The sequence below is a fragment of the Rahnella sikkimica genome (genome assembly GCF_002951615.1).
GTDB lineage: Bacteria > Pseudomonadota > Gammaproteobacteria > Enterobacterales > Enterobacteriaceae > Rahnella > Rahnella sikkimica.
This window is the reverse complement of the sequence record NZ_CP019062.1, coordinates 673360-699214: the sequence shown is the minus strand read 5'-3', so window position 1 is coordinate 699214 and position 25855 is coordinate 673360. Positions and strand designations below refer to the sequence as shown.

Annotated in this window: 21 protein-coding genes; 8 read left to right on the top strand and 13 right to left on the bottom strand. The window is 55.3% G+C overall.

Annotated elements, in window-relative coordinates:
• The 4 genes from BV494_RS03100 to BV494_RS03085 all read right to left on the bottom strand — a co-directional run bounded on the left by BV494_RS03100 (window position 1) and on the right by BV494_RS03085 (window position 4700).
• A complete protein-coding gene (locus BV494_RS03100) occupies window positions 1-1152 on the bottom strand; it encodes a glycoside hydrolase family 53 protein (RefSeq protein ID WP_226790066.1) in 1152 nt (383 codons plus the stop codon).
• A 64-nt stretch (window positions 1153-1216) separates the two neighbouring features.
• Window positions 1217-2068 (bottom strand): sugar ABC transporter permease, encoded by an 852-nt coding sequence (locus tag BV494_RS03095; RefSeq protein WP_104921527.1) that lies wholly within the window; start codon window positions 2066-2068, stop codon window positions 1217-1219.
• Between the two features lie 14 nt (window positions 2069-2082).
• Window positions 2083-3384 (bottom strand): carbohydrate ABC transporter permease, encoded by a 1302-nt coding sequence (locus BV494_RS03090; protein ID WP_192938127.1) that lies wholly within the window; start codon window positions 3382-3384, stop codon window positions 2083-2085.
• Window positions 3385-3473: 89 nt separating this feature from the next.
• On the bottom strand, window positions 3474-4700 hold the full coding sequence (locus BV494_RS03085) for an extracellular solute-binding protein (RefSeq protein WP_104921525.1): 1227 nt from the start codon (window positions 4698-4700) through the stop codon (window positions 3474-3476).
• A gap of 276 nt (window positions 4701-4976) precedes the next feature.
• On the opposite strand from BV494_RS03085, the gene BV494_RS03080 reads away from it, so the two are divergent.
• Both BV494_RS03080 and BV494_RS03075 read left to right on the top strand, forming a co-directional pair.
• Window positions 4977-6080: an ABC transporter ATP-binding protein gene (locus BV494_RS03080; RefSeq protein ID WP_104921524.1), complete on the top strand. Its 1104-nt coding sequence runs from the start codon at window positions 4977-4979 to the stop codon at window positions 6078-6080.
• Window positions 6081-6189: 109 nt separating this feature from the next.
• Window positions 6190-7149 carry a D-2-hydroxyacid dehydrogenase family protein gene (locus tag BV494_RS03075; RefSeq protein WP_104921523.1) on the top strand — a complete coding sequence of 320 codons (960 nt, stop codon included), beginning with the start codon at window positions 6190-6192 and terminating at the stop codon, window positions 7147-7149.
• A 64-nt stretch (window positions 7150-7213) separates the two neighbouring features.
• Here BV494_RS03075 and tmaR read toward each other — a convergent pair whose 3' ends face one another.
• On the bottom strand, window positions 7214-7546 hold the full coding sequence (gene tmaR, locus BV494_RS03070) for a PTS system regulator TmaR (RefSeq protein ID WP_104921522.1): 333 nt from the start codon (window positions 7544-7546) through the stop codon (window positions 7214-7216).
• 154 nt (window positions 7547-7700) lie between these two features.
• Window positions 7701-8798 (bottom strand): FUSC family protein, encoded by a 1098-nt coding sequence (locus BV494_RS03065; RefSeq protein WP_104921521.1) that lies wholly within the window; start codon window positions 8796-8798, stop codon window positions 7701-7703.
• 227 nt (window positions 8799-9025) lie between these two features.
• On the opposite strand from BV494_RS03065, the gene sbcB reads away from it, so the two are divergent.
• On the top strand, window positions 9026-10453 hold the full coding sequence (gene sbcB, locus BV494_RS03060) for an exodeoxyribonuclease I (protein WP_104921520.1): 1428 nt from the start codon (window positions 9026-9028) through the stop codon (window positions 10451-10453).
• Between the two features lie 669 nt (window positions 10454-11122).
• Here the strand turns inward: sbcB and BV494_RS03055 are convergent.
• On the bottom strand, window positions 11123-12499 hold the full coding sequence (locus BV494_RS03055) for an APC family permease (RefSeq protein ID WP_104921519.1): 1377 nt from the start codon (window positions 12497-12499) through the stop codon (window positions 11123-11125).
• Window positions 12500-12983: 484 nt separating this feature from the next.
• Window positions 12984-14408, bottom strand: a complete 1425-nt coding sequence (locus BV494_RS03045) for a glutamine synthetase family protein (protein ID WP_104924679.1) — start codon at window positions 14406-14408, stop codon at window positions 12984-12986.
• Between the two features lie 348 nt (window positions 14409-14756).
• Here BV494_RS03045 and puuD point away from each other — a divergent pair, with 348 nt between their 5' ends.
• From puuD to BV494_RS03025, 4 genes are all read left to right on the top strand, one after another.
• On the top strand, window positions 14757-15560 hold the full coding sequence (puuD, locus tag BV494_RS03040; protein WP_104921517.1) for a gamma-glutamyl-gamma-aminobutyrate hydrolase: 804 nt from the start codon (window positions 14757-14759) through the stop codon (window positions 15558-15560).
• A 4-nt stretch (window positions 15561-15564) separates the two neighbouring features.
• The gene (gene puuR / locus BV494_RS03035) at window positions 15565-16122 is read left to right on the top strand and encodes an HTH-type transcriptional regulator PuuR (RefSeq protein ID WP_104921516.1); all 558 of its coding nucleotides are present in this window, start codon (window positions 15565-15567) and stop codon (window positions 16120-16122) included.
• Window positions 16123-16171: 49 nt separating this feature from the next.
• Window positions 16172-17485, top strand: coding sequence for an NAD(P)/FAD-dependent oxidoreductase (locus tag BV494_RS03030; protein WP_104921515.1), 1314 nt, complete (start codon window positions 16172-16174; stop codon window positions 17483-17485).
• A 170-nt stretch (window positions 17486-17655) separates the two neighbouring features.
• Window positions 17656-19383, top strand: coding sequence for a potassium/proton antiporter (locus tag BV494_RS03025; RefSeq protein WP_104921514.1), 1728 nt, complete (start codon window positions 17656-17658; stop codon window positions 19381-19383).
• 126 nt (window positions 19384-19509) lie between these two features.
• On the opposite strand, the gene osmE is transcribed toward BV494_RS03025, so the two are convergent.
• The gene (osmE, locus tag BV494_RS03020; RefSeq protein WP_101075868.1) at window positions 19510-19842 is read right to left on the bottom strand and encodes an osmotically-inducible lipoprotein OsmE; all 333 of its coding nucleotides are present in this window, start codon (window positions 19840-19842) and stop codon (window positions 19510-19512) included.
• Window positions 19843-20086: 244 nt separating this feature from the next.
• Between osmE and BV494_RS03015 the strand changes: the two genes are divergently transcribed.
• Window positions 20087-20686, top strand: a complete 600-nt coding sequence (locus tag BV494_RS03015; RefSeq protein WP_104921513.1) for a cupin — start codon at window positions 20087-20089, stop codon at window positions 20684-20686.
• 7 nt (window positions 20687-20693) lie between these two features.
• Here BV494_RS03015 and BV494_RS03010 read toward each other — a convergent pair whose 3' ends face one another.
• The 4 genes from BV494_RS03010 to BV494_RS02995 form a co-directional block, all read right to left on the bottom strand.
• Window positions 20694-22319, bottom strand: coding sequence for a methyl-accepting chemotaxis protein (locus tag BV494_RS03010; protein WP_104921512.1), 1626 nt, complete (start codon window positions 22317-22319; stop codon window positions 20694-20696).
• Between the two features lie 112 nt (window positions 22320-22431).
• A complete protein-coding gene (locus BV494_RS03005; RefSeq protein ID WP_104921511.1) occupies window positions 22432-22932 on the bottom strand; it encodes a GNAT family N-acetyltransferase in 501 nt (166 codons plus the stop codon).
• A gap of 78 nt (window positions 22933-23010) precedes the next feature.
• A complete protein-coding gene (locus BV494_RS03000; protein WP_104921510.1) occupies window positions 23011-24081 on the bottom strand; it encodes an ABC transporter ATP-binding protein in 1071 nt (356 codons plus the stop codon).
• Window positions 24074-25843, bottom strand: coding sequence for an ABC transporter permease (locus tag BV494_RS02995; RefSeq protein WP_104921509.1), 1770 nt, complete (start codon window positions 25841-25843; stop codon window positions 24074-24076). Before BV494_RS02995 ends, BV494_RS03000 begins: the two co-directional genes overlap by 8 nt.
• Between the last annotated feature and the right edge of the window lie 12 nt (window positions 25844-25855).

Here is a 25855-nt window from a genome sequence, read left to right as displayed (position 1 = left end):
TCAGTTGAAGACCTTAATGGAAGGAAGAACCTGACCGTCGCAGCTAAACAGCGCCTGATTTTCGCGGGCATTGCCCTCTTTCCAGTGGTCGTTGATGTAGGTCATGCCCGCCGGTGTGGCCCAGCCTGCGCCGTTAACCGGGATCCACGTCGGTTCCCAGTAGAACAGGCCTTTGCCGCGATGATCCGGCACGGCTACCAGGCTTTTGATCATGTCGCTGAGGAAATCGGCCTGCCCCTGCACGGTGCCCGGATAGCCACCGTCTTTGGCCTCTTTGGCGGTGAAACTGTTCTCCGCGGCGTCGCAGTTTTCAAGGGTGTAGCCGTACGCCACTTCGACGACGATCACGTCTTTGTTGTAGCGTTTGCTGATGTCGTCCATGTTGGCCTGCAACGCGGAAATCGGGCCATTCCAGTAGGTGTAAAACGAGAGGCCGATAACGTCGTAAGGCACTTTGCGCTGATTGATTTCATCGAACCACCAGCGGAAGGTGTCGTTCTTGGTGCCTTCGGCCAGATGCAGCATGATTTTGATGTCAGACGGGTTTTTCTCATCGGCCCGGACGCCGGAAATCGCCGCGTTCAGCAGCCCGGCCAGACGGTCAAATTCGCCGCCGCCCGCGCCCCAGCTTTTGCCTTCCGGCCATAAAATGCCGCTGTTCATTTCATTGCCGACCTGCACCATATCCGGCACAACGCCCTGCTGGCGGAACTGCGCAATCACGTCGCGGCTGTAATCATGAATGGCGGTTTTCAGCTGCGGATAGTCCATTTTTTCCCAGGCTTTCGGCTTGAACTGTTTGCCGGGATCGGTCCAGAAATCGCTGTAATGGAAATCGAGCAGGATTTTAAAACCCTGCGCTTTGGCGCGTTTCGCCAGTTCCAGCGTGGTCGCCAGATCGTTATTGCCACCGCCGTACGGATGCCCCTGCACATCTTTCGGATCGACCCACAACCGCAGACGCACGTAGTTAAATCCGTTCTGTCTGAGGATCACCATCGCGTCGGTCTGCTTATGGTTCTGGTCGTAAAACTTGCCGCCGTGTTTTTCCACATCAATCAGCGTGGAGATATCCGCGCCCTTGATGAAATCCGCCGGTACGTTGGCGACTTTTTTGATGTTGATGTCCTGCGCCACGCAGGAAAATGACATCGCCAGCAGCACGCAGGCCACGGCGCTTTTTGTGAAAATCGTCTGAGTAAAGAGAGTCATGTGATTATCCTTTGGTGCTGCCAGCCGTGAGGCCGGAGACGAAGTATTTTTGTAAGGCGAGATAGAAAATCGCCACCGGTACGGCAATCAGCACCGCACCCGCCGCGTAGGTGGTGTAGCTCGCGCCCATTTTTTGGGCGACCAGGTTGTAGAGGCCGATCGGCAGCGTGTATTTATCCGGCGTACGCAAAATGGTGCTGGAGAGGATGAAATCGCCCAGCGGCCCGGTGAAGGAAAACAGCGCAATCACCGCCAGAATCGGCTTCGACAGCGGCATGATGATTTCGATGAATATGCGGAAATTCCCCGCACCGTCCATGCGTGCCGATTCATCCAGATCTTTCGGAATGGCGTCCAGATACCCTTTCATCAGGTAGGTATTCATCGGGATCATGCCGCCGACGTAAATCAGCACCAGCGCCAGATGGCTGTTGATCAGGCCGAGCAGTTGCGCCAGCACAAAGATGGCGATCAGCGCCGAAAACTGCGGGATCATCTGCAATAACAGAAACAGCATCAGCCCGTCTTTACGCCCTTTGAAACGAAAACGTGAGAAGGAATAGGCGGTGAAGCTGACGCAAATCAGCGTCAGGATCATGGTGAGGAAACTGATTTTCATCGAGTTCCAGTACCACGCCATGTAATTCACCTGGCCGTTGAACAGGTCTTTGTAATGCTGGAAAGAGAGGTTTTCCGGGATAATCGACGTGCTGAGCAGGCTGTTGCCCGCATTCAGCGACGCGCCGACGGTCCAGATCAGCGGATAAATAATAATGACCGCCACAATCAGCAACAGGAAATAACTCAGCGACAGGCGGATAAACCGGTTTCTTTTAATACTGCTGTTCTTATTCATCAGTTTGCTCCCGCTTACGCCATATCATCTTGTTTAAATGAATTGGTTGAACGGAATTGCCACAGCGCAATACCGACAACAAATATCGACAGCAAAATCGTAATGGTCGCGGCAATCGCATATTGCGAGGAAGACATGGTGAGTTTATAAATCCACGACACCAGAATATCCGTTCCGCCTGCATTCGATCCCGCCACGGCCGGGCCGCCGTTATTAAATAGATAGATAATATTGAAGTTATTAAAGTTGAAGGTGTATTGCGTGATAATAATCGGCGCAATGGAATACAACACCAGCGGCAGCGTAATGGTTTTTAATTTCTTCCAGGTGCTGGCGCCGTCCATGGTCGCGGCTTCGTACAGGTCATTGGGGATCGCCTGTAATACGCCGGTGGTCATGGCAAAGACAAACGGGAAGCCGAGCCAGGTCTGCATCATGATCAAGGCGGTTTTGGTCCAGAACGGATCCGTCATCCACGCTTTCGGTTCAATCCCTAACGCCGCCAGTATCCCGTTGTTAATCACGCCAAAGGAGTCGTTGAACATCCCGGCGAAGACCAGAATGGTGACGAAGCCCGGTACCGCCCACGGCAGAATAAGCACGGTGCGGATGAGTGCCTTGAAGCGCAGGTCTTTCTGGTTCACCAGAATCGCCAGCATCACGCCAACGGTGCATTGCAGCGTGGTCGCCAGCACGGTCCAGACGACGGTCCACTGTAAAACGTCAAGCAGCGTTGAACGCCAGATATTAAGCGTGAAGATATTAATGAAGTTTTTGAATCCCACCCAGTCCACTAATTTAGCCGGCGGCGTGTGATATAAATTATAATTGGTAAAGGCAATGGAGAAGCCGAAGATAATCGGGAACACCACCACGAAGACCAGCAGAATAAAACCGGGCGTAATCATTAAATACGGGAAACCCTCGCGTAGCAGCAAATGATATTGCTTTCTGACGCTGGGTAATTCCATGCCCGCATCGCGGCGTTTTCCGTTACTCCATGCATCCCGCAGGCTCCAGTAATAAAAGCCTGCACCGAACGCGCCGATTAATACGCTGATAATGCCCTTCGCCAGCAGGAATATCGAGTTATCGCGCGGGACTTCTTCCCCGAGCGTATAAAGCCCCCACATGCCCTGTTGCAGGAAATCATAAAAAACGCCAACGAAACAAAACAGAATGATAAAAAACAGAATTCCCTTGGCCCATTGCCGGTTATAGAACTGGCCGAAACCGGGAATGAATGCCAAAGCCAGTGCCACCGGCGCGTGATGGCGGGCAGACAGTGGCTCCTGGTTTTCCTCATGAAGACGCATAGACACAAAGATATTCCTTTCACTGTGAGGGAGTGAAATCACTCCCTCTTTTCAGACGTACTGCCGTTTCAGATGCTGCTAATCGCCGGTCACTCGTTGCTGGCTTTCGCGGCTTCGATCTGCATCTGGATATTTTTCACTGCATCATTGAGCGCCGCGTCCACCGGCTGTTTGCCGGTTACGCCCAGCTGGATCCCGTTGTTCGCCGGGCCCCAGACTTCCTGCATTTCAGGCACGCCCGGCATCGCCGTGGCGCGGGTTGACTGCTCGGCCACCGCATTGGCTTTCTCGTCATTTTTGATCATCGGATCATTCACCAGCGCCGTCAGTGCCGGAATTTCCTTGGTCACTTCGTAGCGCACCTTGGCGTATTTCGGCTGGTTGATGAAGGTGATGAATTTCTCCGCCAGCGGTTTTTGTTTGCTGTACGTCGATACCGCATACCCTTTAACGCCCAGGAATGAGCTCATCGGTTTGCCGTTCGGCAACAGCGGCAACGCTTTCACGCCATAGTTGATGCCTGCGGCTTCGTACGGCTGGAACGCCCACGGGCCGGTGATCACGGCGGCGGCTTTCTTCTCAGTAAACAGGGAATCGATGGCGTTCAGTCCGTTGTCACCGGTGATCCCCGCCGGGAATAAACCGTCGGCATAGAATTTTTTCAGGTACGTCACGGCTTCGATGCTGCCCGGTTTGTTCAGGCCGATATCCGCGACGTTGATTTCCCCTTTCGCATCTTTGCCGAAGATGTACCCGCCCATTGAGGCCATCGCGCCGTAGGCGTAATACACTTCGTCAAATTTGGCGAGCAGGCCGTATTTGCCTTTCGCCCTTTCCGCTTTCGAGAAGGTGTAATACTCGTCGAGCGTCGCCGGGGCTTCCGGCAGCAAATCTTTGTTGTAAATCAGCACCAGCGTTTCGACGGCTTTCGGCACGCCATAGGTGTGGCCTTTGAGCTGGAACGCGTGGATAGCCGACGGCGTAAAGCTGTCGGTGAACGCTTTGTCGAGCGTCAGCGGTGCCAGTAAACCCTGTACTACCGCGGTGCCAAGCTGGTCGTTCGGGATCACCACCACGTCGGGGCCGATGCCCGCCGGGCCGTCGAGACGCAGTTTTTCGGTCTGCTGTGCATACGGCGTTTCCTGCACCACAACTTTGACGTTGTTCTCTTTCTCAAAGTCTTTGACGGCATCGGAAATGCCCGAAGATTTCTTAATATCTTCCCAGACAAGTAACTGTCCTTCGGCTGCCCGCACGGCCTGGCTGCTCAGACTTAATGACATCAGTACCAAGGCAGTAAGGTGTGTAATTTTCATTGTTGCTCCTGGATGTGAAGGTATAACATTTTTGTGTGTATAACAACGACACCCAATCAACACCCAGCGATACAAACCCTTTAAATGCTGAATACAAAGTGATTAATGTCGTCATAAATATCGTGTTACACGTTAGACTTATAACCCGTAAATCACTACCAAAAGATGTGTATTGTGTGATCGCAACTGCAAAATTCGAACCCGCCCGTGCAAACGTTTACACAAGGTGGTTATAGTCCGAAATATCAGCGGTATGAATTTATTACGAGGTCAAACATGTCCAGCATCAGGCTTAAAAATGTGGTTAAGCGTTTCGATAAAACGGTGACGTTGCATGGCATCAATATTGATATAGAAGACGGCGAATTTACGGTGTTCGTCGGGCCATCCGGCTGCGGAAAATCCACATTGCTGCGCATGATTGCCGGGCTGGAAGAGATAACGGAAGGGGATGTGTATATCGGCGAGCAGCGGGTGAATGACGTTGACCCGTCGCGCCGTGGCGTGGCGATGGTGTTTCAGTCCTACGCACTGTACCCGCACATGACGATTGCCGAGAACATGGGTTACGGCCTGAAAGTGAACGGTGTGCCGAAAGACGAAATCCGCCATCAGGTGGAAATGGTCGCCAAAACCTTGCAGCTTTCCCATCTGCTGGACAGAAAACCGAAACAGCTTTCCGGCGGTCAGCGTCAGCGCACCGCCATCGGCCGCGCGATTGTGCGTAATCCGCAGGTCTTTATGTTCGATGAGCCGCTTTCCAATCTTGATGCCGAGCTGCGTGTTGATATGCGTCTGCACATTTCCAAGCTGCATCAGGAACTGAAAACCACCATGGTTTACGTGACGCACGATCAGACCGAGGCCATGACGCTGGCCGATAAAATCGTGGTGATGAATTACGGTAAAGTCGAGCAAACAGGCGCGCCGATGGATTTGTATTACAACCCGGTGAATCAGTTTGTGGCCGGTTTTATCGGGTCGCCAAAAATGAATTTCCTGCCTGCCGAAGTGCTGGGCTGGCAGCCCGACCGGCTTGACGTGCGCCTGACGCCGGAGAAAACCTTAACGCTGGCGCTGAACACAACCGAACTGGCGGCGGGTGACAAAGTGACGCTCGGCATTCGCCCGGAACATCTGCTTTCCCATGAAACCGAAAATCAGCTGGAATTTAACTGCGAGGTGGTTGAGCGTCTGGGCAACAGCACGTATCTGTTCGGCCAGTGTTACGGCACCGACGGTTTTAAAATGCTGCTGCCGGGCGATATGGCCTTTAATCCGTATCAGAGCCTGACGACCTGGTTCGACGCCCAGCGCTGCATGGTATTCAGTGAAGACGGCCTGCGCATCAGCGCCGCCAGCCTTTCGCATCTGCATTAAGCCGTTATCAATAACCGCCCTCACCGGGCGGATATTTCTGCCCTGCTTCACCTCCCTGCAAATTCAGTGCTATACCTCTTTATCTCTTTTTTACAGATGAGGAAGTTCCATGCCCTTGCAATGTCGGATCCTGGATGATTACCAAAACGTCGCGCTGTCTCTGGCCGGCTGGCAGGCGCTCGCGCCGCAGGTGGAATGCCGCGCACTGACGCAACATATCAGTGATGAAGACGAGCTGGTCGCGCAGTTACAGGACGCAGAGATTGTGGTGATCATGCGCGAACGCACGCCGTTCAGCGCGGCGCTGTTTGCTCGTCTGCCGAAACTCAAACTGCTGATCACTTCGGGAATGCGCAATGCGTCGGTCGATCTGGCCGCCGCCCGTGAACATGGCGTGACGGTTTGCGGCACCGGCAGCGGTTCGACGGCACCGGTCGAGCTGACCTGGGCGCTGATCCTCGGGCTGGCGAGGCATCTGGTGACGGAAAACAACGCGCTGCGCCAGAACGGACCGTGGCAAAGTACGGTCGGCAACGGGCTGAGTGGCAAACGCCTCGGCCTGCTGGGATTGGGTAAAATCGGGCAAAAAGTGGCGCTGATTGCGCAGGCATTCGGGATGGAAGTCAGTGCCTGGAGCCAGAACCTGACCGTTGAACGCGCCGCTGAACATCGCGTGGAACTGGCGGCATCGAAAGAAGCCTTGCTGAAAACCAGCGACGTGGTGTCAGTCCATCTGGTGCTGAGCGGGCGCACGCGTGGGCTGCTCGGCGCGCCTGAACTGGCGCTGATGAAGCCTGACGCGCTGCTGATCAATACCTCGCGCGCCGCGATTGTCGACCAGAGCGCCCTGCTGCACGCGCTGCAAACCGGGCAGATTGCCGGAGCCGGGCTGGACGTTTTCGAAACCGAACCGCTGCCACCCGCCGATCCGTTCAGAACACTGCCCAACGTGCTGGCGACGCCGCATCTGGGCTACGTTTCCGACGGCAACTATCAGGCGTATTTCCGTGAAGCCGTCGAAGACATTCAGGCATTTCTCGCCGGAAACCCGGTGCGGACGCTGAGTTAATCCGGATGACAGACGTAAAAAAACCGGGCATAAACCCGGTTTTTTATTTTAGGTCACAACGAAATTATTTGGCTTCGTTGGCTTTGATTTCGCCCATTGCTTTCAGCTTTTTGGACAATTCACGACGTTCTTTCGACAGGTCAGCGTTGCGGATGATGTAGTCATCAACGCGATCTTCATAGTCGCCGCGCATGTTAGCAATGATCGCCTGAATTTCGTCGATGCTCATGCCTGGTTTGATGTATTCACCCAGGTTGTCGAGCAGCAGAACACGTTTCTGGTTGTCACGGATTTTCTTTTCGTTATCAGCAATTTCGCGTTGTAATTTGTTCTTACGACGGAAAACACGCACAAACTCCAGAACGTCCTGGAAACTCGGCTTATTGATATTGTCCATTTTAACACCTTCGATTAAGTTACACAGATTCAGTGACTGATTTGCCGCAACCCGACTTGACGCAACAGCTAGCGTAGCAAAAATCGGGCAGTACGCTCAGATAATCGTCCAATGGGCCCATCTTACCCGTTTTAGGCCACAGACAAAAATCCCTTCATGCTTTCGACGTTTTACCGCTGATATTTTGAGCTTCTTCTTTTTGCATCACCATGGTGATCAGGTCGCCCATTGACCTCAGTTGTTCCGCCACCTGCGTGCTCAGCCAGACGTAACCGTAGACCTGCGCTTCCAGATGGTTGGCGGCGTTCATCTCGACCAGCAGCGCTTTCAGTTCTTCTGCTGATTCATTCAGCTCATGATTGATTTTCAGCTCGTCGCCCCGCGTACCGTTGAGCAACATCAGGCTGAGCTTTTCCAGCGTACTGAGCATCAGCAGCTGTGCACTGCGCAACGTGCGGGCATTGAGCATCAGATAATGACTTTCGCGCGAACTCCAGTACGCATCGGCCAGCAGTTCCAGCGTGCACAACAGGTTACGGCTGAGCGTCTGGATGGCGTCAAACGCCTCGCGCGGGACATGCGATTCCTTGCTGGCCGGCGCAAACAGCGAACGCATTTTCACCATCTGGCCCATCGTACTTTTCATTTTGCCGTGCAGATGCGGGCGCTCCAGCATGTTGGGCGACAGCCACGCGCTGTAGAGTTTGTTCAGCGACATCAGGTAATCGGCCATCTGCATACGCCAGTGAATAAAGGCGCGCTGCGGGTAAATACTGGCAAACAGCAGCGCCAGCAGGGAGCCGAAAATCACATCCCCGGAACGCCACAGCGCCATCTTCATATCACCCGGCCCTGCGCCGCACACCACCGCCAGCGTAATGCCGATTAAAAGCGCCATGTACGGACGTTTGCCGAGCGTCAGATACCCGCTGACAAACATCACGATGCCGCACCAGACCAGCATCACCGGGAACGAATAAAGCTCCAGCCACAGCGCAATCAGGCCGGAAACCGACCCGAGCACCGTACCGGTAATACGCTCCAGCACGCGCTGAACCACATTTCCCCAGAACGAAATCGGCCCCATGACCACCACCAGCGTAATCAGCGGCCAGGTGCCTTCGGGGATCTCAGTCAGACGGACGATCAGGAATGTCAGAATAAACGCCAGCGCAATGCGCAGCGCATGTGTAATGCGGTAGTTACGGTAAATGACGTTATCCAGCGGAGAAATTTTCTTGTCGAGACGCACGTGTAGCCTGCCGTAAGGCGAAAATTCAAAGAAGGCGTTAAGTCTAGCCGAGTTACCCAAGGTGATCACCCTGCTTTAGTCAGGGTTTTGGCGGATTGATACTGATTTTTGCGGCGTTTTGGACGTTATCCCGCAGCACCACGGATTTTGTCATGACTTCACTGCGCCGGATGGTATCCTAGTCTTCGTTTCGCCCCTATTTCCGCACTGATAAGGTTATCTTCGTAATGTCAGACAAGCCGCAAAAAACCTTCTACTTTCACGATTACGAGACATTCGGTAAAAATCCGGCGCTGGATCGCCCGGCGCAGTTTGCCGGGGTGAGAACCGACGAAGATTTCACTATCATCGAAGAACCGTTAGTGATTTATTGCCGCCCTTCTGATGATTACCTGCCGGAACCGGAAGCGGTGATGATCACCGGTATTACACCTCAAATTGCGCTGGAACGCGGCGTGATCGAAGCCGAGTTTACCGCGCAGATCCATAAAGCATTTAGCGTGCCGGGCACCTGCATTGTCGGTTACAACAATATCCGTTTCGACGACGAAGTCAGCCGCAATATCCTTTATCGCAACTTTTACGACCCTTACGCCTACAGCTGGCAAAACGGCAATTCCCGCTGGGATTTGCTGGATGTGATGCGCGCCTGTTACGCCCTGCGCCCGGAAGGCATTAACTGGCCGGAAAACGACGACGGTTTCCCGAGTTTCCGCCTTGAACATCTGACCAAAGCCAACGGCATCGAACATGAAAATGCCCACGACGCGATGGCCGACGTTTACGCCACGATTGCCATGGCAAAATTGGTGAAGCAGGCACAACCGCGCCTGTTCAGTTTCCTTCTCGAACACCGCAGCAAGCACAAACTGAATACGCTGATTGATATTCCGGCGATGGCACCGCTGGTCCATGTCTCCGGCATGTTCGGCGCGGCGCGCGGCAATACCGCGTGGGTCGCGCCGCTGGCGTGGCATCCTGAAAATAAGAACGCGGTGATCATGTGCGATCTGGCGGGCGATATGTCCACGCTGTTGGATCTCGACCCGGATCAGATGCGCGAGCGTTTGTACAGCCGCCGCGACAGTTTGCAGGCCGGGGAATCTCCGCTGCCGATCAAGCTGGTTCACGTCAATAAATGTCCGGTGCTGGCACCGGCAAAAACGTTGTTACCGGAAAACGCCGAGCGTCTGGGCATTGACCGCCAGCGTTGTCTGGAGAATCTCCAGATATTGCGGCAGAACCCGCAGGTGCGCGGAAAAGTGGTGACGATGTATGCCGAAGCCGAGCCGTTTACCGCGTCCGAGGATGTCGATGCCCGCCTGTACGACGGTTTCTTCAGCGACGCCGATCGCGCCGCAATGCGGATTATCCTGGAGACACGCCCGGAGAATCTTCCGGCGCTGGATCTGACGTTTAATGATTCACGCATCGAACCGCTGTTGTTCCGGTTCAGAGCCCGGAATTATCCTGCGACGCTGACTGACGCCGAGCAAAAGCGCTGGATGGAGCATCGACAGACGAAGCTCACCGATGAGCGTGTTCAGGCGTACATTTTAGAGCTTGAATCGCTCTATAACTTGTATGAAGGGGATGCGGAGAAGATCGCGTTGCTCGGGGCGCTGTTTGAATACGGGAAGAAATTGGTTTCCTGAATTGCCGGAGGCCGCGGCAACGGCGGCTTCAAAAACAAAATTCAAGGTCGTGGGCGTCGGCCCACACCGACTTGGGGGCGGCCTATCGCCGCTACGCGGTCCTCTCATTTCAGGTTCGAACCTGCTCGAAAAAAGACTCTCGCTGTTTCTCACCGTTCATTCGACGTCGTTTCGAAAGCGACCACTGGCTTTGTAATTCGAAAGATAGATGCAGGCTGATTTTGATTTGCTCCTTCCCCTTGGCAAGGGGAAGGACGGGATGGGGTTCGAAATGGCAACTTTAAAGGTGAGTTGTTTGCAAAACCCCCTCCCGGCCTCCCCCTTCGCAGGGGGAGGAGCAAACCAATCGATCGCAAAAGCTTGCTGATTGACTCAGCCTCAGGCCGCTTTCAGAAATTTTGCTGAATGAGTGTTTCGAGACGAAAGGCTCGAAGACCGATATGAAGGAACCGCGCAGCGGCAAGATTTCGCGGCAATAATTGTGGTTACTGAAACATAGCCAGCGAGCGGTAGCGCGGAGTAAATAGCGGGGAGGAGTCCAGAGGAGGGAAAGCACTTCCCTCCTCTGGTCGGTTTCGGCGCGAGCCGCTGAGCGATCACTGCCATTGAAAAACCGAAATTTTCACAATTCCGGCTTTAAAGCCGCCAATTTGCAGCGGCCTCCTGCAATCACGCCTCCGGCGCTATCTCCCCGCTCATCTGCGGCGGCTGCTTACGAAACGCATTGGTGATAAACGCCAGATACCCCAGGCCAATCGCGCCCCACACCAACCCGAGCGTCATCGAACTGGCTTCGAGGTTCAGCCACAAAGCTCCGACGGTCAGCGCGCCGATCACCGGCAGGACCAGATAGTTGATGTGGTCTTTCAGCGTGCGGTTACGCTTCTCACGGATATAGAACTGGGAAATCACCGACAGGTTCACGAAGGTGAAGGCCACCAGCGCACCGAAGTTAATCAGCGCCGTGGCGGTCACCAGATCAAAGGTCACGGCAGACATCGCCACAACACCGACCAGCACAACGTTGAACGTCGGGGTACGCCATTTCGGGTGCACGTAACCGAACACTTTCTCCGGGAATACGCCGTCGCGGCCCATCACGTACAGCAAACGGGAAACGCCCGCGTGCGCGGCCATGCCGGATGCCAGAACGGTGACACAGCTGAAGCACAAGATGACGGACTGGAAGAATTTACCGGCCACGTACAACATGATTTCGGGCTGTGAAGCGTCCGGATCTTTAAAGCGCGAGATGTCCGGAAAGTACAGTTGCAGGAAGTACGACACCACCACGAAAATCACGCCGCCAATCAGTGCGGTCAGGAAAATCGCTTTCGGGATGACTTTGCCCGCGTTGGGCGTTTCTTCAGACAATGAGCTGATGCCGTCGAAGCCGAGGAACGAGAAGCACAGAATGGTCGCGCCGGTAATCATCGGCACCACATGCGCATTTTCACTGAAGAACGGTTTTGTCGTCGCCAGCGTGCCCATGCCCTCGCCCATGTATACGCCACGGACCAGCAGACCGAGGAAGACCACCATGATCGCGACCTGAACCACAACAATAATGCTGTTGAGGTTAGCCACGACTTTGATGCCACGCAGGTTGAACGCAGTCATCAGGGCCACCAGCGCAGTCACGAAGATCCACGAAGGCACGCCGGGGAAGATGGCTTCCAGGTAAATTTTCGCCAGCAGGATGTTGATCATCGGCATGAACAGGTAGTCCAGCAGGGATGACCAGCCGACCATAAAGCCGACGTGCGGGCTGATGGCTTTTTGCGCGTAAGTGTAAGCAGAACCGGCAGACGGGAAACGCTGCACCAGTTTGCCGTAGCTGACGGCGGTAAACAGCACGGCGATCAGCGCAAAGATGTACGCAGTCGCGACGTGACCATCGGTCAGGCCGGACACAATGCCGAATGTATCGAAAATAGTCATTGGTTGCAGATAGGCCAGACCCATCATCACAACCTGAACCAGCGTCAGGGTTTTACGCAGTTGTACGCGCTGAGTGGCCGGAGCGGCAGAAGGTTTAGCAGACATGGCTCAGTCCTCCCTGAATTGCAGACACCGGGCGCTTAAACGCCTCTGAAAGCAACGTACAGGGAAAACTTCGTGAGTTATTACCAGTAAACGGGGGGTAAATCTTCACATCGCTGATGACGGAAGTGAAGGCTGTGCGAATCTGGCCGCAGCAGAAAGAAGCACCGGCGGGCACCGGTACAGGTTTGAAATATTGCCCCATTTTACATTTCCTCATAGTGGCGACCGTTGTTAATTTGGGGTCGCACACGAACCTTGTTATCTATCCGGATCTGGGTCCGGCCTCTGTTGAATTAGTTTGGGTACTGCACATACAAAAAAAATAACCGGCGCCTTTAAGCGTCGGTTATCTGCAGTGCCGCGTATTTTGCACAAATCACGCATGAATGACAACATTCAGAGGCGGTGAGTTACAAATTCTTTTCCGATTTTAAACATCTTGCCCGGCCAGCGCCGCTGCAACGCCAAATGATGATAAAGGGAATCAGGCGTTTTTGAGCATCCAGTCGATTTCTGTTTCTGTCACTCTTCTTTCGAACTGCAACAGTTCGTCAGATTTACAGGCGTGATAGACCTGCGAGAAACGTTCGCCGAGGATCTTCTTCAGCGCGGGCTGGTCGTCGAAATCATATAACGCATCGCTCTGGCGGATTGGCAGCGGGATCCCTTCCTGCTCCAGCCCGTTCCCGGTGACCGGTTCCGGCAGCGGCAGATCGTTGTCCAGCCCGTAAAGCATCCCGGCCAGCACGGTGGCGACCACTAAATACGGGTTAGCATCAGCACCGGCCACGCGGTATTCCACACGGTGATCGGCGGTTCCGCCACACGGCACGCGCAGTGCGACGGTGCGGTTGTTGTGCCCCCACGACGCCTGCGTCGGAACATACATGCCCGGCTGGAAGCGACGGAACGCATTCACATTTGGCGCTAAAACGGCCATCGACGCGGGCATCAGGGCTATCATCCCGGCGAGCGAACGTTTCATCAGCGCGGAATCTTTACCGTTCGCATCGGCGAACAGGTTTTTGCCGTTGTCATCGAGCACGCTGAGATGGATGTGCATCCCGCTGCCCGCATAGTCGTCATACGGTTTCGCCATAAAGGTGGCGTCCATTTCATGATTTTCCGCCACCAGCCGCACCAGACGTTTGAGCATCAGGGCATGGTCACAGGCGCGCAGAATATTTTCGCTGTGGTGCAAATTGATTTCGAATTGTCCCGGAGAGGACTCCGCCACCGCGCCATCCGCCGGTAACCCCTGGATGTGCGCCAGACGGTCAATGTCACTGAGTACACCGGCAAAGTGATCCAGATTATCGACGGAATACACCTGCGTATGCAGGCTGCGCTCTTGTGTTCCGGGCGTACACGGCGGCTGAATATAGCCTTCCGCGTCGCGCTGCCTGTCGAGCAGATAGAACTCCAGCTCTACCGCTACCACCGGGAATAAGCCCCGCTGGCGCAATGTTTGCCAGATATGGTTCAGCACATTGCGTGGTTCAACGTTAAAGGGAGTGCCATCTTCGTCAAGCATGGTGAGAAGCAGCTGGGCGATGCGTTCAGGGTCGGAAGCCGAAGGCGTTAATGTGCCCGGAACGGGAATGCAGGTGCGGTCGGGTTCGCCCAGTTCCTGGCCTAAACCAGCTTCTTCCACGACATTACCGAGAATGTCCATAGCGAAGACCGATGCCGGAAAATAACAGCCTTTTTCGAGTTTGCGCAGGGCGGAGAGAGGAATGCGTTTGCCACGGAAGGAACCATTGAGATCGGTGAGCAGGACGTCGACGTGCAGGGTAAGCGGGTGACGCTCCAGGTATTGAGACACTTCATCCTGGAACGCGCTACTTCGCTCTTCAACCGGCTTAGCAAGGGGTTCATTCCCGCTAATCTCTTTCTTAATATCGTTCATCAGTTCAGTCGTTTGCATAGGTTTTCCGCCATTTGCTGGTTTCCGGCGTCAATGGCACCACCATGATGCCTGCCGGTTATGCGTTACCGTTTCATTGTTCTGTTCAACGCAGTCTTCTCATTAGTCCTGATCCTCACGGGCGTGCTCAAAATATAGGCCATATGATTAACCCTAGCTGTAACATTAATTATTTGCAACACCCACAATCACGCAACATATCAGTTTGAAAAGCCACCGCTCCGCTGCTAAATTGTTCAACAGGAGTGCATTATTATTGACATGCGATGACCCTTTGCGTGCGGGGAGGCACGCGCTGCGACACATTCACCCACTCAAAGAGGCGGTATTATGGGCAATATATTTTCCACGGCATCCGCAGGAAAACAGACAAGCTACAGACCGGTCATTGGGGTAGTGATGTGCGAAAACACGGTAGATGAAAACCCGGCGCTCACCGTCCACGAGAAGTATCTGGACGCCATTTTTAACGCCGATGCCCTGCCGGTCTGCCTGCCACACGAACTGGCCGCGCGCGACGGGGCGATAGACCAGATCCTGCGCGGGCTGGACGGCATTTTTCTCACCGGCAGTCCGAGTAATATTGAGCCGCATCGTTACGGTGAAGAGGGCGTCGAAGCGCTGGCCGATCCCGGCCGCGACAGTCTGAGTTTGCAGCTTATCCGCGCCACGCTGGATAAAAAAATTCCGCTGTTTGCCGCCTGTCGCGGTTTGCAGGAACTGGTGGTGGCGACCGGCGGCAGCTTGTACCGCAAGGTGCAGGAAGAACCCGGCTTTATGGATCACCGCGAAGACACGTCGTTGCCGCATGACGCGCAGTACGATCTCGCGCATCCGGTGTTTATCGAGCCGGGCGGCTTACTTTCAGAATTATTACCCGATTATCAGCAGTTTCAGGTGAATTCCCTGCATGGTCAGGGAGCCAAACGTCTGGGCGCGGAACTGGCTGTCGAAGCCCGTGCGCCGGACAATCTGGTGGAAGCCGTGAGTGTCCGCGGTCACCCGTTTGCGTTGGGTGTGCAGTGGCATCCGGAATGGCACAGCCTGACGGATCCCGTTTCCCGTCAGCTGTTTAACGCTTTTATCGCGGCGTGCCGCAAAGGCCATCAGGCCCGGCGTGCACAAGAGGAATAATAGGATGAGCGAAGTCAGTCTGGCACCGGGTCGCCGGCTTTCTGAAATTCGTCAGCAACTGGGCATGTCACAACGTAAAGCCGCCGAGTTGTCTGGCCTGACGCACAGCGCCATCAGTACCATCGAACAGGACAAAGTCAGCCCCGCCGTCAGTACGTTGCAGAAGTTATTGCGGGTTTACGGGCTGTCGTTATCGGAGTTTTTCGCCGAAGAACGCAAAAGTGACGAGCCGAGAATTGTCATTAATGCGGCAGACTTGATTGAGATCGGCAGCCGGGGGGTTTCCATGCGAATGGTGCATAACGGCACGCCAAACCACGCGGTCGCCATGCTGCTGGAAACCTATCAGCCCGGCAGCACAACGGGCGACAAAATTAAACATCAGGGAGAGGAAGTCGGCACCCTGCTCGAAGGAGAAATCATCTTAACCCTCAACGGGCAGAGTTACCCGCTGCGGGCGGGCCAAAGCTATGCGATTAACACCGCGAACCCTCACAGTTTCAGTAATATTTCGACGTGGATTTGCAGGATAGTCAGCGCACATACTCCTAATACCTTCTAGTTGTCAGCGCTCTGGGCCTGACGACGGGAACCCAAAGAAGGATGTCATCATGAGTGCTCAAACAGGAAGTCCCCGCGCTGCCGGTGCGCCTCACACCGACAGCTATTACGCCAGTTCTGTCAACGCTCACGCGCCGTGGCCTGAGCTGAATGACAATATTGAGTGCGATGTTTGTATTGTCGGTGCCGGTTATACCGGTATCTCTTCAGCGTTATATCTGTGCGAAGCCGGTTACGACGTGGTGGTGCTGGAAGCCGCGCGCGTCGGCTGGGGTGCCAGCGGGCGCAACGGCGGGCAGGTGGTCAACTCATACAGCCGTGATATCGATGTGATTGAAGACCGCTATGGCCGTCAGACCGCCGATATGCTCGGCAGCATGATGTTCGAAGGTGCGAACATTATTCGTCAGCGCATTGATCAATACGCCATCGACTGCGATTACCGCCCCGGCTGTATTTTCGCGGCCCTCAGCGGAAAACAACTCAATAAATTGCGTGACCAGCAAAAACTCTGGAACCGCTACGGCCATACCGAACTGTCGCTGCTCGATGAAAGCGCGGTTCGCCGCGAAATCGCCACCGACCGTTATGTCGGCGGTCTGCTGGATAAAAATGGCGGGCATCTTCATCCGCTGAATCTGGTGCTGGGCGAAGCCGAAGCGATACGCCGTCACGGCGGACGCATTTTTGAAGGCTCGGCGGTCACGCGCATCGAGCATGGCGAACCGGCCATCGCGCACACGGCGAAAGGTACGGTCAAAGCGAAATATGTGATTCTGGCGGGCAACGCGTATCTGAGCCAGCAACTCGCGCCTCGCCTGACGCGTCTGAGCATGCCGTGCGGCTCGCAGATTGTCGCCACCGAGCCTTTGTCTGACGATATGGCGCTGTCGCTGCTGCCGAATAATTACTGCGTGGAAGACTGCAACTATCTGCTCGACTATTTCCGCCTGACTGCCGATAACCGCATGCTGTACGGCGGCGGCGTAACCTACGGCGGAAAGAATCCGCCGAACATTGATTCGGTGATCCTGCCAAAACTCAACCGCACGTTCCCGCAGCTCAAAGGCGTGAAGATTGATTACCGCTGGGGCGGCAATTTCCTGCTGACGCTCTCGCGCCTGCCACAGTTCGGGCGGCTGGAAAAGAATATCTACTATATGCAGGGCGACAGCGGTCACGGCGTGACGCTGACGCATCTGGCCGGGAAGCTGATTACCGAAGTGCTGCGCGGCGATGCGGAACGTTTTGACGCATTTGCGCGCCTGCCGCACATGCCGTTTTTCGGTGGCCGCAACTTCCAGGTGCCGTTTACCCTGCTCGGTGCCGCCTATTATTCACTGCGCGACCGCTTAGGGGTTTAACGGCTTTTCATGCGTTTTCCGCCGTCTGACCTTCCAGTGCGGTGGAAAACGACATTACACTAATAAAAATCCTAAATGACCCCAGCAACGCCCTCATTTTCCTGATAAATTAAGGAGCGCCTTTCTGATGGCGCCCTCGCCTCATATTTTGCATCAAAAGGAGAACGCTCTTGGACGCCAGCACGATTAATACCCTTTTCTTTATTGGCGCCCTGTTAGTCGCAGCGAGCATTTTGCTCAGTTCGTTCTCTTCGAAGCTCGGTATCCCTATTTTAGTCATTTTTCTAGCAATCGGTATGCTGGCCGGCGTCGACGGAATCGGTGGCATTGCCTTTGATAATTACCCGGCGGCGTATCTGGTCAGTAACCTGGCGCTGGCGGTAATTTTGCTCGATGGCGGTATGCGCACCCGCGCCTCTTCTTTTCGCGTCGCCCTCTGGCCTGCGCTTTCACTGGCCACGGTCGGCGTGCTGATTACCGCCGGACTGACCGGACTGGCGGCCGCCTGGTTGTTCAATATCAATCTGATGCAGGGCTTACTGATTGGCGCGATCATCGGCTCCACCGATGCGGCCGCAGTATTTTCGCTGATCGGCGGAAAAGGCCTGAACGAACGCGTCAGCGCCACGTTAGAAATCGAATCCGGCAGCAACGATCCGATGGCGGTCTTCCTGACCATTACGCTCATCGACATGATTTCCAAAGGCGAACACGGGCTTAACCTGATGTTTGTCGTAGACGTCGTGCGCCAGTTTGGCCTGGGCATTGTCTTTGGCGTCGGCGGCGGCTGGCTGCTGCATAAGCTCATCAACAAAATCACGCTGGCGGCCGGGCTGTATCCGCTGCTGGCGTTCAGCGGCGGCCTGCTGGTTTACGCGGCCACCATGTCACTGGAAGGCAGCGGCATTCTGGCGGTGTATCTGTGCGGGCTGATGCTCGGCAATATGCCGATCCGCAACCGTCACGGTATTTTGCAGACGTTCGACGGGCTTGCGTGGCTGAGCCAGATCGGGATGTTCCTGGTGCTTGGTCTGCTGCTGACGCCGAGTGATTTGCTGCCCATCGCCCTTGCGGCGCTGGCGCTTTCCCTGTGGATGATCCTGCTGGCGCGCCCGCTGTCGGTGTTTGTCAGCCTGATCCCGTTCAAAAACTTCACCCTGCGCGAGCGTTTCTTTATCTCGTGGGTTGGCCTGCGCGGCGCGGTGCCGATCATTCTGGCGGTTTTCCCGATGATGGCCGGTCTGCCGAACGCCACGCTGTATTTCAATGTTGCGTTCTTTATCGTGCTGGTATCGCTGTTGCTTCAGGGCACGTCTCTGGGCTTTGCGGCGAAAAAAGCCAAAGTGCTGGTGCCGCCGCAGCCGACGCCCATTTCCCGCGTCGGGCTGGACATCGACGTTTATAACGACTGGGAACAGTTTGTGTATCAGCTCGGCTCCGACAAATGGTGCGTCGGCGCGGCGCTGCGTGACTTGCAAATGCCGCAGGCGACGCGGATTGCGGCGCTGTTTCGCGGCAAGGAAATGCTGCATCCGACCGGCAGTACGCGGCTGAAAGAAGGCGATATTCTGTGTGTGATCGGTCAGGAAAAGGATTTACCAGAGTTGGGTAAACTGTTCAGCGACAGCAATAAAGTCGTGCTCGACGACCGTTTCTTCGGGGATTTCATTTTGCAGGCTGATGCGCCGCTGGATGCAATTTCACAACTGTATGGCCTGAATCTGGAAGAGTCCGTTGACCAGTCACAAACGCTGGGACACTTCGTTATCCGCCTGCTGGGTGGCGAACCGGTGATCGGTGACCATATCGAATGGGACGGGCTGACGTGGACGATTGCAGAGATGGACGGGCATCAGGTGAGTAAAGTCGGCGTGAGGATTGTGACGGAGAAAGCCTGAGGTTCTGCGCCTTCCCCTCTCACGAGGGGAAGGCTGGGATGGGGTGTGGGTTTAACGACTAAGCGGCCATTAAAACCCCCTCCCTGCCTCCCCCTTCGCAGGGGGAGGAGCTTAACCATCACATATTTACTGAGCGGCCTGCGGATCTTTGTCGTAGTCTGAACAAGACTGATAGCCTTTATTCATGACATGACCGGTGTCGTTAAAGCTGACAAAGTACGTCTGCGCTTTACCGTCACGCGGGGCGACCGCATAAGTCTGACACGTCCCTTTCGCATGTATCAGCGTCGCTTCCGTTGACGGTGGCCCAGCAATAGCACGAACCTGAGATTTGGTCATGCCGACTTTAACGTCGCTGACCACAGGCTCTTTCACGTAACTCGCTGCACGATCGTAAGTCTGACACCCTGCCAGTACAGAAACGGCTGTAGCAACCATAATCAACATTTTCTTATTCATAACATCTCCTCCTGAGGTCTTTTTTGTATTGTTAAGACTAGAAGAGATGGCCGATATAGCCAGTGAATATGACTTATATTTGTTGATAGCTACAGTTTTTAAGTTTTTTCTGATAACCGTTGGTGCGAATTTAACCGGTTTCCGCCGGACAAAAAAATGCCGCCTGAAAAGAGGCCAGCCCGCCGTTTATGATCTATACATGAATGATGTAAGCCTTTGATTGCGCGACAAGGAGCTATTCCTGATGCATTTGGACCGACGCCGGTTTGTGACATTGCTGGGTGTGATGGCCCTGTTGCCGATCCCCCGTTTGGGCTTTGCGGACGCCAGAGAGGTCGCGATGGACACATTGCTGATTGATAAACCCGATGGCGGCGTACCCAATAACGCCTTACCGGTGCTGATTTATCACCGCGTGATCCCGCCAGAAACCGTCGATAACGCCAGTTACCTCGAACACCTTTTCCGCGCCAACGGCTGGCCGCCGCAGTGGCGTTATCCGGTCTATACGTTCACGCATTTCCACTCGAATACGCATGAAGCGCTGGGCGTTTTTTCCGGCACAGCCAAACTGCAACTCGGCGGCGAACACGGCAAGATTATTGACGTGAAAGTGGGCGATGTCCTGCTACTGCCCGCCGGTACAGGCCACAAACAGATTTCCGCCGACGAGGATTTTATGCTGGTCGGCGCTTACCCGCCTGACGTCAAAGCCGATTTGTGTCATGACGAACTGCCGCTGCTGGCCGCGCGCACCAAAGCGGTCAAAGCCGTGCCGCTGCCGGCGACCGACCCGGTTACCGGCCACAGCGAAGGCAGTATGCTGGTCTGGCATAAAAGCTAACCGTGACTTACGCCGATGCCAGCCCGAAACGCGCCACCGCCCTTTCCAGCCGCTGTGACTGGTCGAGCAATTGCTGGGAAGATGCCGCTGCGTGATCGGCCAGTTTGCCGTTTTTCAGCGTCACAAGGTTAAGCGCGGTGATCCGTTCGGAGACATCGTGAACACTTTGCCCCTGATATAACGTCGCTTCTGAAATCTCATTCACCAGTGCGCTCAGGCCGTTGAAGATGTTGATGATTTCCTCAAGGCTCTGACTCAGCACGCTGACAGACGCCGATCCGCGCCCGATTTGCTCAACAGAATCGTCAATCAGCTGATGAATGCCGCGTGTGGAATGACTGCTTTTTTGCGCCAGCAGGCCGATTTCTTTTGCCACCACCGCAAAGCCGCGCCCGTGCTGCCCGGCGTGTGCCGCTTCGATGGCCGCATTCAGCGCCAGAATGTTGGTCTGGAACGCCACGCTGTCGATCATCGACACGATGCTGCTCATTTCCGTCGACTGGCTGACAATCTCTTTCATCGCCGTATCCACCTGCCCCATCACTTCGCCGCCGCGCGTCGCCACGCCTTTGGCCTGTTCGGCGCGTTTGCTGGCCTGCTGCGCGTGCAGGGCATTTTCTTTGACCCGGGTGTTCAGATGGGTGATGTGCTCGGTCGCCGCTTTCAGCTCTTCACTCTGAATGGCCGCCTGCGCGGACAGCTCTTCGTTCCCTTTCGCCATCTGGTTGATGTTGAGCATGATGTGCGAGGACGCGTCGCGTACTTCACTGACCAGTTTTTGCAGGCCGCGCTGCATGTTGCTCAGGCTCACGCCCAGTTCGCGCATTTCAATCACACGCGAATGATCGTCTTCCACGTCGCGGGATAAATCCCCGGCGGCCAGCACGCTGATATGTCGGATCATCCGTTGCAGCGGGCGGATAATCCAGGCCGTGACCCCGCGCCAGACCAGTACAGCGATCACCGCCAGAATCACCAGCGCGCCCATAAATAACGTTTTCGCCTGCGTCAGCGAACTGAGCAAACGGTCGCTGAGCGACACCGCCGTGTGTTCGTTGACGTCCAGATAGGCGTAATACTTCTGGCTGAAATCATCCTGAAATGCCTGAACCGGCACTTCAAAGAAGGAATCAATATTGTTGTTTTTTTGCAGGCCGTCCGACTGTTCGCGCAGCCCGTCGAAGAACATCTGGTAGCTGGCTTTAAGCTCGGCGGTGGCTTTGTCGGTGTTCTTCGTCATGCCGTCGAAACGGGTAAACGCTTTCTGCGAGGCAGTCAGGGAATCCAGCGATTCCTGCATCAGGCTGTGCCAGCTGCCGTCGGAGCCGGTTTCTTTATCCTGCATGTAATAAATGCCCGCGCGGTTGAGTTTGTCGCTGGCCATCAGCAGTTCCATGCGGGCTTTATCCATCACCGCCTGTTGCTGACGCAGGTTTTCCGTGGCGATGACGTTATTTCGCGCGTCCTGAAGGATATTGGTGAGCACCACAGTGGAGAAAATCTGTAAAGCAGAAAACAGGGCGATAACGCAAATCACCCCGAAAAGTATCCCCCGCGGACGTTTTGTGAAAACAGATCGAAATAATCTGTTGAAAGGGAGTTTACCAATACGTAAATGAGAAGTTAAAATCATGATTATTCTGCATTATTTGGATAAGAAGCAGAATTTTACGCGCGGGAAATGACAGAAATATTTCAGGAAACCGCAGGACACGGTTCCCCTGAAGGGTATAGCACTAAAGGCTTCAGCTGAGCGGGCGCTGCATCACGGTAACCAGTTCGTGATCCACTTCGCGGTTTTCGACTTCCTGCCAGCCAAGACGCCCGTACAGCCCCTGCTGATCCGGTGTGTAAAGCCAGAGTGTTTCCAGGCCGGCATCCCGCGCACGGCTGATACAGGCTTTGACCAGCGCCGTACCAATCCCTTTTCCGCGCAAATGACGCGGCGTAAACACTTCGCCCAGCCAGTATTTGCGTTCCGGGACATCGCTGAGTTCGTAACGCATCACGCCCGCGGTGCCGACAACCTGCTCATTTTCATCCAGCGCAATCAGCACACACTGGCGTCCGCGGCTGCTGATCCGCTGTATAAGCCGCTGGCGGATATACTCTTTCTGCGCCCAGTGAGGAAAGTCAGACCATTCGCCATGAAGATATTCGGTCACCACGTCCAGATACTGAGGAACGTCGGCCAGACTGACAATGGTTAAGGTGCTGTTCGCGGAGGAGGATGAAATCTGAGTCATGGAAAAACCGTTTTAAACAAACAAGGGGAACCAATCTGTCGATTCCCCTTGTTGGTGTCAAGCGCCCTGAGTGCTTCCCTATTGTTTAGGGAAGATCCACACATGTTGTTCCGGCAAAGCCAGATGACAATGCTGCGGATCGCGCACATCAGAGCCGTACGCACGGATGACAAAATCATCGCCGGAGGTTCGGAAGAGATATTCCCAACGGTCGCCGAGGTACATGCTGGTCAGCAGCGGTAATTCCAGCTGATTATCGCCCGGCCCGTCCGCCAGCACCACGCGCTCCACGCGGATCACTGCCGTGCCTTCCTGCCCGGCTTGCACGCCGTCGCCCGCCTGCCCCCACAGCGTCCAGCCGCTGCCTTCAATCCGCGCTTTGCCGTCGCGGACGTCGGTGATTTTTCCGTGCAGGCGGTTATTGCTGCCCATAAATTCCGCGGTAAACAAGGTTTTTGGCGAACCGTACATTTCCTGCGGCGTGCCCTGTTGCTCAATTTTGCCGTTGTTAAGCAGCAGAATGCGGTCGGAAATCGCCATCGCCTCGTTCTGGTCGTGCGTCACCATCAGCGCCGAAAGCCCCAGTTTGATGATCAGCTCGCGCAGGAACACGCGGGCTTCTTCGCGCAGTTTGGCATCCAGGTTGGAGAGCGGTTCATCGAGCAAAATCACCGGCGGGTTGTAGACCAGCGCCCGGCCAATCGCCACGCGTTGCTGCTGTCCGCCGGAAAGCTGATGCGGATGGCGTTTGCCGAGATGTCCCAGCCCGAGCTGATTCAGCACATCCTGCACGCGCTGCGTGATTTCACCCGCCGCGATTTTGCGCAGCTTCAGCGGATACGCCACGTTCTCGAACACGGTTTTGTGCGGCCACAGTGCATAAGACTGGAAGACCAGCCCGAGGTTGCGCTCTTCTGCCGGAATTTCGCTGCGCGGCGTGCCGTCGTAAACTTTGTTTTTGCCGATGATAATGGTGCCCTGCGTCGGCTTTTCCAGCCCGGCCACGGCGCGCAGTAACGTGGTTTTGCCACTGCCGGAGGGCCCGAGCAACGACACCACTTCCCCGCGTTTGAGGTCCATCGACACACCTTTGAGTACCGGGTTGTCGCCGTAGGTTAAGTGCAGATTCTCGACCGATAATTCAATCATGTAATTTGACTCCAAAACGAAGGGCAATACCCAGACCTAACACCACCAGCAGGATGTTAATAAAGGAGAGCGCGGCAACGATGTCGATCGCACCCGCCGCCCACAGGGAAACCAGCATTGAGCCGATGGTTTCTGTTCCCGGCGATAACAGGTACACACCGGTGGAATATTCGCGCTCGAAAATCAGGAACATCAGCAACCACGAGCCAATCAGGCCGTAGCGCGACAACGGGATCGTGACGTGGCGGGTAATCTGCCCGCGCGTTGCACCGGTACTGCGTGCCGCTTCTTCCAGCTCAGGGCCGACCTGCAACAGCGTGGAGGAAATCAGCCGCAGACCGTAGGCCATCCACACCACGGTGTACGCCAGCCAGACGCTGAAAATGGTACTGCGCAGGGAACGCAGCCAGACCACCAGGTTGTCGCGCAGCCATTGCGACCACGGCATCCCGGAAAGCCAGCCGGATTTGAGCGCGTTATCCAGCCACATCGGCAGGAACAGGAACACCCACAAAAATGCCAGACCGGCCAGCAAGCCCGGCACCGCACGCGGCACCAGTACGCTGTAATCGAGAAAACGCGTGACGCCGTCCGGTTTGCGGTGCATCGCAATGCCGATAAACAGATAACACGCCACCGCCAGCGCGCCGCCGATGACACCGATTGCCATCGAGTTGACGATGGCGCGCAGCAGGTTCGGCTGTTCCCAGATGGTGCGGAACGTGTTGAACGACAGTTCGTCCCACAGGGAAACACCGACGCCCCAGTTAGAAATAAACGCACGCAGCATTACGCCGAGCAGCGGCACGCCAATCGTGACGGTCAGCCAGAACGCCACCACCGCACCGGCCACCCAGCGCCATTTCCCGAGCGGCAACGCCCGCGCCTGCGAGGCTTTGCCTTTGACGGTCACGAAGCGGTTCGCCGTGCGCATCAGGCGGCGCTGCAACATCACCAGCGGAATGGTGATACAAATCAGTACCACCGCGACGGCGGCCATCAGATGGTAAGACGGCGTACCGAGTTTATTGGTCAACTGATAGAGGTAAGTCGCCAGCACCATGTTGCCTTCCGGGTCGCCGAGCACCAGCATCAGCCCGAAGACTTCCAGCCCGAGGAAAAACAGCAACACCGTGGCGTATAAAATGGAAGGACGCACCATCGGCAAACTGACGGCAGTCATGACCTGAAGCGGTGAGGCACCGGCGGTTCGCGCGGCTTCTTCCACATCTGAGCCAACGCTGCGCAGCGCCGAGGAGATGTACAGGTAAGCGTGCGGAACGTGCGTCAGCCCGGCAATCACCACGATGCTCGACATGTCGTAGATGTTCCACGGCACAAACCCGATGATCGCCTGCGCCCACAGCGAGAAGAACCCGACCGGCCCGGCGGCCACGACGTAACCGAAGCCTAATACCATCGGCGAGACGAAAATCGGCACCAGGATCAGCGGTTCAATCACGCGGCGGCCCGGCAAATCGGTGCGCACCATTAGGAACGCCAGAATACCGCCCAGCGGAATGGCAATCACCACCAGCCCGAAGGCCAGAATAAAGCCGCTTCTCAGCGCCTTATAAAAATCCGGATCGGTGAAAATAAATCCGAAAGACTCGAGGCTCCACTCTTTTGACGGGGAGAAGAACGGAGCGGAGAGAAAACTTTGTATCACGATGAACGACAGCGGAATGTAGATAACCAGCGCGGTTATCAGCACCACAATGCCACGCGGCAAGCTTTGCCACTTTCTGCGCAATGCATTCATGTTACTTCCCTT